This window comes from Simplicispira lacusdiani, from assembly GCF_003604195.1.
GTDB classification, from domain to species: domain Bacteria; phylum Pseudomonadota; class Gammaproteobacteria; order Burkholderiales; family Burkholderiaceae_C; genus Simplicispira; species Simplicispira lacusdiani.
On record NZ_QXGR01000007.1, the window covers coordinates 19718 to 33782 of the forward strand.

Annotated in this window: 12 protein-coding genes and 1 tRNA gene; 8 read left to right on the plus strand and 5 right to left on the minus strand. The window is 67.1% G+C overall.

Annotated features, from left to right (window positions below; genetic code table 11):
- Window positions 1–95: 95 nt before the first annotated feature.
- A complete protein-coding gene (locus tag D8S75_RS11195) occupies window positions 96–992 on the minus strand; it encodes an alpha/beta hydrolase (protein WP_119966429.1) in 897 nt (298 codons plus the stop codon).
- A 126-nt stretch (window positions 993–1118) separates the two neighbouring features.
- Here D8S75_RS11195 and D8S75_RS11200 point away from each other — a divergent pair, with 126 nt between their 5' ends.
- The 5 genes from D8S75_RS11200 to D8S75_RS11220 all read left to right on the plus strand — a co-directional run bounded on the left by D8S75_RS11200 (window position 1119) and on the right by D8S75_RS11220 (window position 6036).
- Window positions 1119–2015 carry an NAD(P)-dependent oxidoreductase gene (locus D8S75_RS11200; protein WP_119966430.1) on the plus strand — a complete coding sequence of 299 codons (897 nt, stop codon included), beginning with the start codon at window positions 1119–1121 and terminating at the stop codon, window positions 2013–2015.
- A gap of 97 nt (window positions 2016–2112) precedes the next feature.
- Window positions 2113–2188, plus strand: a tRNA-Lys gene (locus D8S75_RS11205).
- Between the two features lie 235 nt (window positions 2189–2423).
- On the plus strand, window positions 2424–3428 hold the full coding sequence (locus D8S75_RS11210; protein WP_232829023.1) for a sensor domain-containing diguanylate cyclase: 1005 nt from the start codon (window positions 2424–2426) through the stop codon (window positions 3426–3428).
- Window positions 3429–3568: 140 nt separating this feature from the next.
- Complete coding sequence (locus D8S75_RS11215; protein WP_119966431.1) at window positions 3569–4804, plus strand: multidrug effflux MFS transporter; 1236 nt, start codon at window positions 3569–3571, stop codon at window positions 4802–4804.
- 104 nt (window positions 4805–4908) lie between these two features.
- Window positions 4909–6036 carry an HD-GYP domain-containing protein gene (locus D8S75_RS11220; RefSeq protein WP_119966432.1) on the plus strand — a complete coding sequence of 376 codons (1128 nt, stop codon included), beginning with the start codon at window positions 4909–4911 and terminating at the stop codon, window positions 6034–6036.
- Between the two features lie 16 nt (window positions 6037–6052).
- Here D8S75_RS11220 and D8S75_RS11225 read toward each other — a convergent pair whose 3' ends face one another.
- From D8S75_RS11225 to orn, 3 genes are all read right to left on the minus strand, one after another.
- Entirely contained in the window at window positions 6053–7480 is a 1428-nt protein-coding gene (locus tag D8S75_RS11225) for a sensor domain-containing diguanylate cyclase (RefSeq protein ID WP_119966433.1), read from the minus strand.
- A gap of 147 nt (window positions 7481–7627) precedes the next feature.
- Complete coding sequence (locus tag D8S75_RS11230; protein WP_119966434.1) at window positions 7628–9499, minus strand: DEAD/DEAH box helicase; 1872 nt, start codon at window positions 9497–9499, stop codon at window positions 7628–7630.
- A gap of 256 nt (window positions 9500–9755) precedes the next feature.
- Entirely contained in the window at window positions 9756–10343 is a 588-nt protein-coding gene (gene orn / locus D8S75_RS11235) for an oligoribonuclease (protein WP_370807605.1), read from the minus strand.
- A 28-nt stretch (window positions 10344–10371) separates the two neighbouring features.
- On the opposite strand from orn, the gene D8S75_RS11240 reads away from it, so the two are divergent.
- From D8S75_RS11240 to rsgA, 3 genes are read left to right on the plus strand one after another with little or no spacing between them, the layout of a single operon-like run.
- Window positions 10372–11688, plus strand: coding sequence for a M48 family metallopeptidase (locus D8S75_RS11240; protein WP_119966600.1), 1317 nt, complete (start codon window positions 10372–10374; stop codon window positions 11686–11688).
- Window positions 11685–12020 (plus strand): 4a-hydroxytetrahydrobiopterin dehydratase, encoded by a 336-nt coding sequence (locus D8S75_RS11245; protein WP_119966435.1) that lies wholly within the window; start codon window positions 11685–11687, stop codon window positions 12018–12020. Before D8S75_RS11240 ends, D8S75_RS11245 begins: the two co-directional genes overlap by 4 nt.
- A complete protein-coding gene (gene rsgA / locus D8S75_RS11250) occupies window positions 12020–12982 on the plus strand; it encodes a ribosome small subunit-dependent GTPase A (RefSeq protein ID WP_119966436.1) in 963 nt (320 codons plus the stop codon). Before D8S75_RS11245 ends, rsgA begins: the two co-directional genes overlap by 1 nt.
- Here the strand turns inward: rsgA and hisC are convergent.
- Window positions 12976–14058, minus strand: coding sequence for a histidinol-phosphate transaminase (hisC, locus tag D8S75_RS11255; protein ID WP_119966437.1), 1083 nt, complete (start codon window positions 14056–14058; stop codon window positions 12976–12978). The two genes, rsgA and hisC, sit on opposite strands and share 7 nt — an antisense overlap.
- Window positions 14059–14065 lie beyond the last annotated feature (7 nt).

Below are 14065 nucleotides of genomic sequence, written 5' to 3' on the forward strand. Positions count from 1 at the left end.
AAGGGCCGCCCCGCCGCGCTGGTGGCGTCCCCCTTCCCGCGCGCAGCGCGAGAGAAGGGGGAAGGCGCGCAGCGCCTCAGGGGGTTGTCTCTGCGTCAAGCGCGCAGCAGATTCAGCGCCATGTGGTACAGGTCCTTGCCCGGCCGCGCCAGGGTGTCGAGGATGCTGAAGTGGTTCAGCCCCTCCAGCACCTGGCAGCGCGGCACCCGGTGCGAGCCCCAGGCCTCCTGCAACAGCCGGTTCTGGCGCAGGAATTCCGCGCTCTCATCGCCCCCCACGGCGCAGACCAGCTGGCCCGACGATGGTTCTAGCAGGCGCGCCGGGCTGTACTGCAGCACCTGTTGTTCGGTCAGGTGCAGGCCCTCCTGCAGGAATGGGGTGTGCATCACCGGCTCCAGATCGTGCAGTCCCGAGATCGACAGCGCGCTGCGCACCAGGCCATCGGGCAGGTCGGCGTCGATCAGCGGCCAGACGCTGGTGAGCAGCAGCGCCGCCAGATGGCCGCCCGCCGAATGCCCCGCCACCGTGATGCGGCCCGGGTCGCCGCCATGGCTGGCGATGTGGCGCCCCACCCAGGCCAACGCCCGCTCCATCTGCCGGGCGATGTGCGGAACCGTCACGGGCGCCTGCGGCGTGCCCGGGCACAGGGCGTAATCGACCACGACCACGCACACGCCGGCCTGCGTGAACGCAGGCGCCACGAAGGAATGGCCCGCCTTGTCCCACCAGCGCCAATACCCGCCGTGGATGAAGACCATCACGGGAGCCCGCCCTGCCGCGGCGCCTTGGGCGGGGAAAATGTCCAGCCGCTCGCCCTCGCCGTCCCCGTAGGGCACATCCAGGCTGCAGGGCTGGCTGGCGCGCACCTGGGCCGACTCCTGCGCCCAGCGGTCCAGATAGGCCATGTGGTCGGGCACCAGGGCACGGTTGTTGTACATGCGTTCGAGCCAGACCGGGTCGTACAGGGGCTGTGCCATGGCGAATCTCCTCATTCCCACCGTTTGGGTATAAGCACATCATCCCGGCATATGCATTGCGCTGCAAGCTCGGTGACAGGGTGCCCGCCGGAAAAAGACCATGATGGCGAAAAGTCCATCCATCCGCGCCAAGGAAGCCCCATGACAGCCTCCCCTCCTCTCCAGATCGCCGTGCTGGGCATCGGCATGATGGGCCTGCCCATGGCCCGCCGCCTGTGCGAGGCCGGGCACCATGTCCATGCATGGAACCGCACCCGCGCCAAGGCCGAGCCACTGACGGCAGCGGGCGCCCATGTACACGACCAGCCCGCAGACGCCGTGCGCGAGGCCGACATCGTGATCGGCATGCTGGAAAACGGCCCGGTGGTCGGCGATGTGCTGTTCGCCCAGGGCGCTGCACAGGCCATGCGCAAGGCCAGCCTGTTCATCGACATGGCCTCCATCCAGCCGCGCGAGGCGCGCGACCACGCGGCACGCCTGGGGGAAATGGGCATCGCGCACCTCGATGCGCCGGTCTCCGGCGGCACGGTGGGCGCCGAGGCCGGAGCGCTGGCCATCATGGTGGGCGGCCGTCCGGCCGACTACCAGCGCGCCCTGCCCGTTTTCGCGGCGCTGGGCCGGCCCACCCATGTCGGACCGCATGGCGCGGGGCAACTGGCCAAGCTGGCCAAGCTGGCCAACCAGATGATCGTGGGCATCACGATTGGCGCGGTGGCCGAGGCCCTGCTGTTCGCCGCCAAGGGCGGTGCCGACATGGCCAAGGTACGCGAGGCCATGGCCGGCGGCTTCGCCGACAGCCGCATCCTGCAGTTGCATGGACAGCGCATGGTGGAGCGCGACTTTGCCCCGCGCGGCCGCATGACGGTGCAGCTCAAGGACATGCGCAACGCCCTCGCCACAGCGCAGGAAATCGGCTTCGACGCCCCGGTGACCACGCTGTTCGAGACGCTGTACGCCCAGGGCGTGGAGCATGGCCTGGGCGAGCTGGACCACAGCGGCCTGTTCGTCGAACTGGCCAGCCGCAATGCCCTGCAATGACGCCAAAAACCAAAAATTTTTCGTCGGAGTTGCGGAGCTGGCAAAAATTAGTGCATAATTCGAGTCTCTGCAGTGATGCAGAAACGGTTTCAAAAGTGGGTTCTTAGCTCAGTTGGTAGAGCAGCGGACTCTTAATCCGTAGGTCGAGTGTTCGAGTCACTCAGGACCCACCACTTTCAAGGACCTGGCCCCAAAGCCAGGTCCTTTTGTTTTTCCGGGCCTGCCTTGCCGACCACCCGGGTCGTCAGCCTTCCGCGAACCGATTTCGGTGCCCGGACACGCCCAAATTTGTTACCATTTGCACCGGCACAGCCCGCACGAGTGCCCAAGGCCCAGGACGGGCATGGCAACGGCGCCCAGACTGCTGGCTGCAAGAATTTTTCCCCTACCCGCCGGAGTGGTGTCACCGTGCCGTCACGCGCGCAATTGCTGCAGATCATCCGCATCCAGACGGAAATCGCCCAACTCGGGCTGGATCTGGGAGGCATGATGAGTCTTCTGGTCCTGCGCATGCCGGCGCTGATCGGCGCGGACGGTGCCGCCATCGAACTGGTGGAGGGCGAAGACATGGTCTACCAGAGCGCCTCCGGCATCGCCCAGGGACAGATCGGCCTGCGCCTCAAGCGCGCCAACAGTCTCTCGGGCCTGTGCGTGCGGACCGGGCAGCCCCAGCGCTGCGACGACTCAGACCTCGACCCCCGGGTCGACCGCGAGGCCTGCCGGCGCATGGGCCTGCGCTCCATGATCGTCATCCCGCTGCGGCACCGGGGCGAAACGATCGGCGTGCTCAAGGCCATGTCGGTACAGCCCGCCAAGTTTCTCGACAATGACATGGTCCTGCTGGGCCTGATGTCCGACCTGGCGGGTGCAGCGATCTACTTCGCCACGCAGTACAGCCATGACAACCTCTTCAACTTGGCCACGCACGATGGCCTGACGAACCTCGCGAACCGCTCGCTGTTCATGGACCGGCTGCGCAATGCGCTTTCGCAGAGCGCACGCGACCAGCGACCGATCGCCGTGCTGGTGATCGACATGGACGGGCTCAAGGGCATCAACGATACCCTGGGCCACCGCACCGGCGACGCCGTGCTGCGCGAACTGGCCCAGCGCCTCAAGGGAGGCGCCCGGCTCTCCGACACGGTGGCGCGCCTGGGCGGAGATGAATTCGGCGTGATCCTCATGCCCGTCGACATGCCCGAAGGGGTAGAGGCCGCGGTGCAGCGCTTCATGGCCGCCATCGCCACGCCGTTCACCTTCGAGGGCAAGACCCACCACCTGCAGGCCAGCATCGGTGCGGCACGGTTCCCCAACGATGCCAGCGAGGTCAATCAGCTCATCGACCTTGCCGACCAGCGGATGTACGCCGTCAAGCAGGCGCATTACCGCCAACGCCCGCCAGCCATGCACTGACCCGGTGCCCTTGCGGCGGCATCCCGTCCCGGCGCGGGTTTCCACCATAATCCCCGGACCACCTCCTCGACCCGGCGCGCCCTTGCCGTGGGCGACCCCATTTCCACGCAAACGCCCCGTAGCACACACCCGCACCACCCATGAATCCGCAAGCGCACGAACTCTGGCGCGCACCCCGCTGGGCCCTCGCCGTGCTGCTGGCTCTGTTGGGCATGCTGGGGCCGTTCTCGATCGACACCTACCTGCCCGCCTTCTCGGGGATCGCCCAGGCCCTGGTCGCCACGCCGGTCGAAATGCAGCAGACGCTCTCGGCCTATCTGCTCGGGTTCGCGTTCATGAGCCTGTTCCACGGCGCGCTGTCCGACAGCTTCGGGCGCCGCCCCGTGGTGCTGTGGGGCATCGCCATGTTCACCGTGGCCTCGGCGGGCTGCGCCCTGGCGCAGAGCATCGGGCAGCTGGTGCTGTTCCGTGCGCTGCAAGGCCTGTCCACGGGTGCAGGCATCGTGGTCTCGCGCGCCGTGATCCGCGACATGTTCCCGCCCGCCCAGGCCCAAAAGGTCATGAGCCAGGTGACCATCTATTTCGGCGTGGCGCCGGCGGTAGCGCCGATCGTGGGCGGCTGGCTGTACGTGCATGCGGGCTGGCACAGCATCTTCTGGTTCCTCACGGCGGTGGGCGTGGCGCTGTGGGCGGCCAACTACCGCCTGCTGCCCGAGACCCTGCACACCGACCACCGGCAACCCTTCAACGTGCCGCACCTGATGCGCGGCTACTGGGAGCTCGGTTCAAGCCCGCGCTTTCTGCTGCTGGCGCTGGCCAGCGGCGTGCCCTTCAACGGCATGTTCCTGTACGTGCTGGCAGCCCCGGCTTTCCTCGGCACCCACCTGGGGCTGGCGCCGACGCAGTTTTTCTGGTTCTTCGTACTGACCATCTCGGGCATCATGGCCGGCGCCTGGCTCAGCGGCCGCCTGGCAGGACGGATCGCGCCCAAGCGCCAGATCCGCCACGGCTTCGTGGTGATGTTCTCCATCTCCGTGCTCAACCTGCTGGCCAATCTCCTGCTGCCTGCGCATGTGTCCTGGGCCCTGTTGCCGATCGCGATTTTTTCGTTCGGCTGGGCGCTCATGGTGCCGGTGGTGACGCTGCTGGTGCTCGACCTGCACCCCGAGCGGCGTGGCATGGCCTCGTCGCTGCAGGCCTTTGTCGGCTCGGCCGCCAACGGCCTAGTGGCGGGCGTGGTGGCACCCCTGGTCATGCATTCGACCGCGCAGCTCGCCACGGCGTCCCTGCTCATGATGGGCATCGGGCTGCTGGCGTGGCTCTACCTGCATCGGCGCTGGCCCGACATCGGACGGACCGCGGGCCACCACGGGTAATTCCAGGGCTGGTGTTTTCTTCCCAGCGCGCTACCATGGCCGCAAGCCTGTAGGCGCCCGGCTTCCTGGGCGCCCTCCCCGTCAAGCACGCCAGAGGTCACTGGATGCAACTGCTGAAGCTGGTGGAGTCCCAGATACAGATCGGCGTTCCGCTGCCCTGGAATGTGCGCAACCAGGACAGCACCCTGCTGCTGGCCAAGGACTACGTGGTCCGGAACGAGAGCCAGCTCGAAATGCTCCTGGACCGGGGCATGTACGTGGACATCGAGGAGGTACGGGCCATCGAGGCCCTCCAGGCCGCCGCGCAGCCCCCGCCAGCCAGCATCTACGAGCGCTGGACCCGCGCCATCGATGCCCTGGAGGCCCTGCTGCCCGCGCTGGAAGCAAAGCCCGACTTCATCGCGCGCATTCACGCCCTGGCCGCCGACATCATTGCGCTGGCGGCGCAAGACCCGGACATCGGCCTCTTCATGGCCATCCGCCAGGACCAGGCACGGCACCTGCGCTACGGCTACAGCCACACGGTCTATACCGCGCTGCTGAGCATCCTGATGGCGCAGCGCCTGGGCTGGCAGGAAGACCGGGTGCAGCGCCTGGCGCTGGCGGCATTGACCATGAACGCCAGCATCGCTGAGCTGCAGGGGCAGATGGCCTTCCAGGACTACCCCGTGCTCGACCGCCAGCGCACGCAGATCCGCAAGCACCCGCTCGAAAGCGCTGCGCAGCTCGAACGCATCGGCATCACCGATGCCACCTGGCTCGCCACGGTGCGCGAGCACCATGAACGGATCGACGGCTCGGGCTATCCCACGGGCAGCAGCACCGTGGACGAAGCCGCCCAGCTGCTGCACATGGCCGATCAGTTCATGGCGCGCATCAGCCCCCGCACACTGCACCCCGCGATGGGCGTGCAGGAAGCCGCACGCCAGGCCTTTCGCGACGACAAGGGCGGCCCGCTGGCCCGGGCGCTGATCCGGGAGCTGGGAATCTACCCTCCGGGTGATTTCGTTCAACTGGCCAATGGAGAACTCGGTGTCGTGATCCGGCGAGGGGCCGAAGCGCGCACACCGCTGGTGGCCGCCATCACCGACACCCAGGGCCGCAGCGTGACGAGCACCCTGCAGCGCGACACGGCGCTGCCCGAATTCGCCATCACCGGCCCCGCCGCGGATCGCGGCCTGCTCGCGCGGGTGCCGCCCGAGCGGCTCTACGGCTTTGGCGTGGCCTCGTGACCGGCCCCGCGCACACTCAGTGCGTGTGCCTGCGGTCCAGGGCGTTTTCCTTGTAGTAGCGCAATTTCTCGGCGTACATCGCCTTGTCGGCGCGGTGCAATGCCGCTTCGACATCGGCACCCGAGGTGCACGTGGCGATGCCCATGGCCAGGCTCAAGGGCTGGCCCGGGTAGAACTGGTTGTTGATTTCCACCAGCGAGGTGATGCGTTCCTGCACCGCCAGCGCGCTGCGTTCATCCATGCCGGGCAACAGCACCGAGAACTCATCACCGCCAATGCGGGCTGCGCATGTCGAGGCATCCATGGCCTTGGACAGCACCTCGCCCACGCGCCGCAGCAGGGTGTCGCCAGCGGCGTGGCCATGCTCGTCGTTGATGACCTTGAGTCCGTTGAGGTCGATCGCGATCACGCTCAATGGCCAGGGCCCCTTGCGCGTGATGCGGTTGAGCTCTTCAACATAGAACGTCCGGTTGCGCAACTGCGTGAGCACATCGTGCTTGCCCAGGTATTCAAGGTAGGCCTCTGCCTTCTTGCGCGCGCTGATGTCCACCAGCGAGAGCAGCACCAGCCCCCAGTGGTCCTGGTGGTCGGCCAGCACGGAGAACTGCATGTGGATGTACACCGGCTCCCCCGAGAGCGCGTAATTGACCACCTCGCGCTGCTGGACGAGCTTGCCTTCCCACAGGTCCTGCAACTGGTCGGCGAACGAATCATGCATCTCGCCCCGGAAGACCCTGCCGATGTTGTTCAGTAGATCTTCCTTGCTCACGGCGCCAAACATCTGCAGCGTCTGCTGATTGACATCGATGACGCGGATTTCCTGCATGCAACGCGAGACAAACTCGGGATGCACCTTGATGAAGGTCTTGAAATCCTGGATGCCCTGGGTCCGCACCTCGTCCAGGAGCCGCTTGACGGCCGAGAAATCCTCCACCCACAGCGATACTGGCGAGTGCTCGAACAGATCACGGGCATAGCGCTCGCTGCGCCGCAGCCGCTGCGCGCCCTGCACCTGGGGCGTGATGTCTTCCAGGGATACCAGCACACGGCTCCAGGTGTCCTCGTGCCCCGGCAGGATGCGCGCATGGATCAGCACATCCAGGCGCCGGCGGTCCAGGGCGTAATTCACCGTCTGGTTGGAAAACTCCAGCGAGCCCGACCAGAGCTGGGCCAGTTCGATGGCGACCTGATCGAGCATATCGTCACGGAAGACGCTGCCCAAATTGTCGAGCAGTTCGGCCTGGCTGGACGCGGCGAACAGCGACAGGGTGCGGCGGTTAACGCTCAGCACCCGCAGGCAGGCCGTGCACTGCCGGATACGGGTCGGATCCTCGGCGAAGTGCGCCAGAAGGTCGGTCACGCCGTCGGCGCGCCAAACATCGAACAAGCGCTTGAGAGCACTGTAATCCTCAAGCCAGAGCGAGACTGGCGCAAGATCGAACATGTGCTCGAAATCGGCACCCGAAGACAGAGATGATTGCACGCTGTACCCTCCTGGGACGGCTATTGTCCTCAACCGCTGGCTGCTTTTCATGGCGCAGCCGAAAAAAACCGGCCTCTCGCGAGGCCGGTTTTCGATGGAGGCTGCCGATCAGCGGGCCGGACGGGCCGGGCGCTTGCGGGCGTCGTGCGGCGTGAAGGGCTTGCCGCCACCAGGCTTGGAGAACGAGGGGCGCGGAGCGAACTCACCACGCGGGGCTGCACTCTCGTTGCGGCCACCAAAGCCGCCACGTGCCGGTTCGCCAAAGCCCGGCTTGCGGCCGTAGCCCTCGCCATCACGGCGCGGGGCGAAACCACGGTCGTCACGGCCGGCAAAACCACGCTCATCACGGCCACCAAAGCCACCGGGGCCTCGGTCGTCGCGGCCGCCAAAGCCGCCAGGAGCGGGCCTGCGGTCGTCGGAGGGACGGCCCTGGACACGGTGGCGGTCGTTGAACCCGCCGCCGAAACCGCCGCCGCCAAAGCCGCCACGGTCGGAACCACGCGCGGGGCCGCCGAACTTGCGGTCGCGCGAATGGCCGTCACGGCCACCACGGTTGGCGTAATCGGGCGCCGGGCGCGACGAGGGCATGCGCTGCACGGGCTCCAGGCCCGGGATGACGTCGGCCTTGAACTGCTGGCGGCTGTAGCCTTCGATGTCGAAGATCTTGCGGCGGTCGCGGAACTCGGCGAAGGTCACGGCCAGGCCATCGCGGCCGGCGCGGCCGGTGCGGCCGATGCGGTGGGTGTAATCCTCGGCCTTCATGGGCAGGCCGAAGTTGAACACGTGGGTGATGGTGGGCACGTCGATACCGCGTGCCGCCACGTCGGTGGCCACCAGGATCTGCACCTGGCCGCTGCGCAGCGCCATCAGGCGGCGGTTGCGCAGGCCCTGGCTCAGGGCGCCGTGCAGCGCCACGGCGGAGAAGCCGTCCTGCTGCAGGTCGTTGGCCAGGCCGTCGCACTCCACCTGGGTGCTGGCGAACACGATGGCCTGGTTGATCGCGGTGTCACGCAGCCAGTGGTCCAGCATCTTGCGCTTGTGCTGGGCGTTATCGGCCCAGTAGAGCATCTGCTTGATGTTGGCGTGCTTTTCCTGGGGCGTGTCGATCTGCACCTTCTGCACCGAGGAGCCGCCGTCGTGCATCACGCGCAGGGCCAGTTGCTGGATGCGCGGCGCGAACGTGGCGCTGAACATCATGGTCTGCTTGCGCTGGCTCGTGAGCTGGTTGATTTCGGCCAGGTCGTCGGAGAAGCCCAGGTCGAGCATGCGGTCGGCCTCGTCCACCACAAGGAACTGCACCTTGTCGAGCTTGATCTGCATGGAGCGCTGCAGGTCGAGCAAGCGGCCGGGGGTGGCGACCACGAGGTCGGCGTTCTGCAGCTTGGCGATCTGCAGTTGATAGGGCATGCCGCCCACCACGTTGGCCACGCGCAGGCCGCGCACATGCTTGACCAGGTCGATGGCGTCGTGCGCCACCTGCTGCGCCAGTTCACGCGTGGGGCAGACGATCAGTGCACCGGGAATGGCGGGCTTGAAATTGCGCGCGTTGGTGGGGTCCTTGCGCTTGGGGCGCTTCGGGGGCGCCTCGCCGCGCGCGGCGGCTTCGGCCACGGCGCGCTCGAACTCGGCGCGCGCGGCCGCTTCGGCCTCGGCCTGCTGGCGGATCAGCGTGTGCAGCACCGGCAGCAGGAAGGCGGCGGTCTTGCCGCTGCCCGTCTGGCTGGAAACCATCAGGTCGATGAAGCGGCCGCCCTGCGCGCCCGCACCCATGGCCAGGGGAATGGCCTTGCGCTGGACGGAGGTGGGCTGGGTATAGCCCAGGTCGGCCACGGCCTGCACCAGTTCGGGCGCCAGGCCCAGCTCGATGAAGCCATTGGGCTCGGCGGTCACGTCGGCGGCAAGGCCCTGCGTGGAAATATCGGCGGCAACAGAAGTGTCAGCAGGCGCGAAGTCGCCCTGCACCAGGAAAGTGTCAGTCATATTTTTCTCACACGAAAACATCCACGGGCGGGACCCGTGGTGGCTTCGTCAATGGTCAAAAAACATCAACCATCAAACGAAACCTGCACTGGCGTCGCGCCGGTGCGGGTGGGTATTCATCGCAAGAACCGGGCGGTGGCCATGCCACCGCCAAAGGCTGCGGACCCGGTGTGTGAAGGGAGATGCACAAATCTTGCAGCGCAAACACACTGCAAGCCTGCGATTATGGCACGGATCCGGGTTTTCCCGCAAGCGGCTAGAGCGCGAGGAAATGCGCGCGGTAATGCGCCAGCTCCTCGATGGACTCGTGCACATCGGCCATCGCCGTGTGCTTCTGCGCCTTCTTGAAGCTGCTGTAGGCCTCGGGCTTCCAGCGCTTGGCCAGTTCCTTGAGGGTGCTCACGTCCACGTTGCGGTAGTGGAAGAAGGCTTCGAGCTGGGGCATGTAGCGTGCGAGGAAGCGCCGGTCCTGCCCGATGCTGTTGCCGCACAGCGGCACCTTACCCTTGGGCACGTAGCGCGACAGGAAGTCGATGATCTGCTGCTGCGCCTCTTCCTCGGTGAGCGTGGAGGCCTTGACCTTGTCGATCAGGCCGCTCTTGCCGTGCGTGCCCTTGTTCCAGGCATCCATCTTGTCGAGCAGCTCGTTGGACTGATGGATGACCAGTACCGGGCCCTCGACGCGTGGCTCCAAGGCGGGGCCCGTGACGACAACGGCGATTTCGAGGATGCGCTCGGCCTCCGGGTCGAGCCCGGTCATTTCACAATCGAGCCAGACCAGGTTCTGGTCGGATTTGGCCAGCACGGCGGCCTGTAATGCGGTGGTTTCGGACATGGGCGGCATTGTCGCCGATGCCCTACACTCGCGCGACATGCCTGCCGTTTCTGCCGCTTCCCTCTCTCCCTCCTTCGCGCTCACCCTGGCTTTCGCGCTGGCCCTGGTGGCCGGTTTCCTGCTCAAGGCGTGGCTGGTGTCGCGCCAAGTCCGCCACGTCGCGCGCCATCGCCAGGAAGTGCCCGCCGCCTTCGCCGCGCACATCCCGCTGGAGGCCCACCAGAAAGCCGCCGACTACACCGTGGCCAAGGCCCGCTTCGGCCTGCTGGAGATGGCGCTGGGAACCGCCGTGCTGCTGGGCTGGACACTGCTGGGCGGCCTGGACTTGCTGAACCAGGCACTGCTCGGTTGGCTGGGCGGCGGCATGGCGCAGCAGCTGGCGCTGCTGGCGGCCTTCGCCCTGGTCAATGGCCTGATCGATCTGCCCGCCACGCTGTACCAGACCTTCGTGCTGGAGCAGCGCTTCGGCTTCAACCAGATGACGCTGCGCCTGTGGCTGGCCGACCTGGCCAAATCCACGCTGCTGGGCGCGCTCATCGGGCTGCCGATCGCGGCGGCCATCCTCTGGCTCATGGGTGCCGCCGGCGCGCTGTGGTGGTTCTGGGCCTGGGCGCTGTGGATGGGCTTCAATCTGCTGCTGATGGTGGTCTACCCCACCTTCATCGCACCGCTGTTCAACAAGTTCCAACCGCTCGAAGACGAATCGCTCAAGGCACGCGTCACCGCCCTCATGCAGCGCTGCGGCTTCGCCGCCAAGGGCCTGTTCGTGATGGACGGCAGCCGCCGCAGCGCGCACGCCAACGCCTACTTCACCGGCTTTGGCGCGGCCAAGCGCGTGGTGTTCTATGACACGCTGCTCAAGCAGCTCACGCCTGGCGAGGTCGAGGCGGTGCTGGCGCACGAGCTGGGCCACTTCCACCACCGCCACATCCTCAAGCGCATGGCCGGCATGTTCGCGCTGAGCCTGGCGGGCTTCGCGCTGCTCGGCTGGCTATCGGCGCAGCCCTGGTTCTACACCGGCCTGGGCGTGCGCCCCAGCCTCGCCCTGCTGGTGGCCGACGTGCCCGCAGCGCCCAACGACGCGCTGGCGCTGCTGCTGTTCCTGCTGGGAGTGCCGGTGTTCACGGTATTCCTGGCCCCGCTGTTCGCGCAGCTCTCGCGGCGCCACGAGTTCGAGGCCGATGCCTACGCCATGCAGCAAGCCAGCGGCGCGGATCTGGCCTCGGCCCTGCTCAAGCTTTACGAGGACAACGCCTCCACGCTCACACCCGACCCGGTGTACGTGAAGTTCCACTACTCGCACCCGCCCGCCACCGAACGGCTGGCGCGCATGCCAACCCCCGCACACCCATGACATCGATGTTGAAGAAAAAAGACTGGTCCACGCAGCCCCGGCGTGCGCTGACAGCTACTGAAGTTGTAACGAATCTGGCCCAGCTCGAAGGCTGGAGCCTGAGCGGCGACGGCGCCAACGTGGCCATCGAGAAGACCTACCGCTTCGCCAACTACCACGAGACCATTGCCTTCGTGAACGCCGTGGCCTTCATCGCGCACACCGAGGACCACCACCCCGACCTGTCGGTGCACTACGACCGCTGCGTGGTGCGCCTGAACACGCACGACGTGGGCGGCCTCTCAGCCAGCGATTTCGACTGCGCCACGCGCTTCGACGCCCTGCTCGCCTGATGCCCGCCCCCCGCGCCACGGCCGAACGCAGCGCCCTCCATGAAGGCCTCGTGGTCGCCAGCCACGGCCGCCACTGCATGGTGGAGTCGCCCGACGGCGCGCGCCGCATCTGCCACCCGCGCGGCAAGAAAAGCCAGGCCGTGGTGGGCGACCGCGTGCTGTGGCAGGCCGCGCCCCCCGGCCAGGGCGACGAGGGCACGATCGAGAAGGTGCAGGAGCGGCGCAACCTGTTTTACCGCCAGGACGAGATCCGCACCAAGTCGTTCGCCGCCAACCTCGACCAGGTGCTGATCCTGATCGCCGCCGAGCCGGTGTTCTCCGAGAGCCAGCTCGCGCGCGCCCTGATCGCCGCCGAGGCCGAGCACATCACGCCGCTGATCGCGCTAAACAAAAGCGACCTGGTCGAACCCTTCGCGCGCGCCTGGGAGCGCCTGCTGCCCTACCGCCACATGGGCGAGGGCCGCCATTACGGCGTACTGCCGCTGTCGCTGGCGCAATCGGGCGAGGCGGACCGCGCCACGCTGATGGAGCACCTGCGCGGCAAGACCACGCTGGTACTGGGCCCCTCGGGCTCGGGCAAAAGCACGCTGATCAACCTGCTGGTGCCCGGCGCCTCGGTGCTGACCGGCGAGATCTCGCAGGCGCTCAACTCGGGCAAGCACACCACCACCAGCACCACCTGGTACTGGGTGGACGGCGAGCGCACCACTGCGCTGATCGATTCACCAGGCTTCCAGGAATTCGGCCTGCACCACATCGCACCCACGCAGTTGGCGGCCTGCATGCCCGACATCGCGGCCCACGCGACGGAATGCCGTTTCTACAACTGCACGCACCTGCACGAGCCCGGCTGTGGGGTAATCGATGCAGTAAAAAGTGGATTTTCAGCCGGTGGAATAAGCGCCAATCGCTACAAAATTTATAGCGATTTGTTCGCCGAACTGAACCAGCCGCGCTACTGAGCCAGCACCGCCGCCAGGGCCTGCACCAGCGCGTCGCACTGCGCGGGCGTGCCCACGCTGATGCGCAAGTGCTGCGCGATGCGCTCGGGACGGCTGAAATGCCGCACCAGGACACCGCGCTCGCGGAGGGCAGCCGCAAGCTGCGCCGCATCACGCCCGGGGTGGCGCACGAAGAGAAAGTTGGCCTGCGACGGCAGCACCTCGAAGCCCAGGTCTTCGAGCTGCAACGCCAGTCCTTCGCGGCTGTGCATGACGGCCTGGCGCGTGCGTTCGAAATGCTCCACATCACCATACGCCGCCACGGCCCCGGCCAGCGCCAGGCGGCCCAACGGGTAGGAATTGAAGCTGTCCTTGACGCGCTCCAGGGCATCAATCAAGTGACGCTGCCCCATGGCCACGCCCACGCGCAAGCCCGCCAGCGAGCGGGACTTGGACAGCGTGTGCACCACCAGCAGATTCGGATGCCGGTTGATCAACGCCACGGCGCTGTCGGCGCCGAAATCCACGTAGGCCTCGTCCACCAGCACCACGCGCTGCGGGCAGGCGCGCAGCAAGCGCTCGATGCCCGCCAGCGGCAGCGCGATGCCGGTGGGCGCGTTGGGGTTCGCGATCACCACGCCCGCGCTGCCGGAGCTGGCGCGCCGCACCATGGCGTCAACGTCAACGCGCAGGCCGGCGTCCAGCGGCACGGCATCCACGGCGATGCCGTAGAGCTGGCAATAGACCTTGTAGAAGCTGTAGGTCACGTCGGGCATGACCAGTGGTGCGCCCTGCTGGAAGAACGCGAAGAAGGCGTGCGCGAGCACCTCGTCCGAGCCGTTGCCCGCGAACACCCGGCCCGCATCCAGCCCATGGTGGGCGGCCACTGCCTCGCGCAGCGCCTGGGCGCGCGGATCGGGGTACAGCTCCATCCCCTGCGCGACGGCAGTCTGAATGGCCGCGATGGCGCGCGGCGACGGCGGGTAGGGGTTCTCGTTGGTGTTGAGCTTGACGAGGTTGGGAATGCGCGGCTGCTCGCCAGGCACATAAGGCACCAGGGCGCCCACCACGGGGCTCCAGAAGGATGGGAAACTCAAGAGTGCA

Bases quoted from the DNA above. Each gene is read 5' to 3' on its own strand.
- D8S75_RS11230 (WP_119966434.1), bottom strand. From the start codon at position 9,499: ATGACTGACACTTTCCTGGTGCAGGGCGACTTCGCGCCTGCTGACACT.
- D8S75_RS11240 (WP_119966600.1), top strand. From the start codon at position 10,372: ATGCCTGCCGTTTCTGCCGCTTCCCTCTCTCCCTCCTTCGCGCTCACC.
- orn (WP_370807605.1), bottom strand. From the start codon at position 10,343: ATGCCGCCCATGTCCGAAACCACCGCATTACAGGCCGCCGTGCTGGCC.
- D8S75_RS11245 (WP_119966435.1), top strand. From the start codon at position 11,685: ATGACATCGATGTTGAAGAAAAAAGACTGGTCCACGCAGCCCCGGCGT.
- D8S75_RS11220 (WP_119966432.1), top strand. From the start codon at position 4,909: ATGCAACTGCTGAAGCTGGTGGAGTCCCAGATACAGATCGGCGTTCCG.
- rsgA (WP_119966436.1), top strand. From the start codon at position 12,020: ATGCCCGCCCCCCGCGCCACGGCCGAACGCAGCGCCCTCCATGAAGGC.
- D8S75_RS11215 (WP_119966431.1), top strand. From the start codon at position 3,569: ATGAATCCGCAAGCGCACGAACTCTGGCGCGCACCCCGCTGGGCCCTC.
- D8S75_RS11195 (WP_119966429.1), bottom strand. From the start codon at position 992: ATGAGGAGATTCGCCATGGCACAGCCCCTGTACGACCCGGTCTGGCTC.
- D8S75_RS11225 (WP_119966433.1), bottom strand. From the start codon at position 7,480: ATGTTCGATCTTGCGCCAGTCTCGCTCTGGCTTGAGGATTACAGTGCT.
- D8S75_RS11200 (WP_119966430.1), top strand. From the start codon at position 1,119: ATGACAGCCTCCCCTCCTCTCCAGATCGCCGTGCTGGGCATCGGCATG.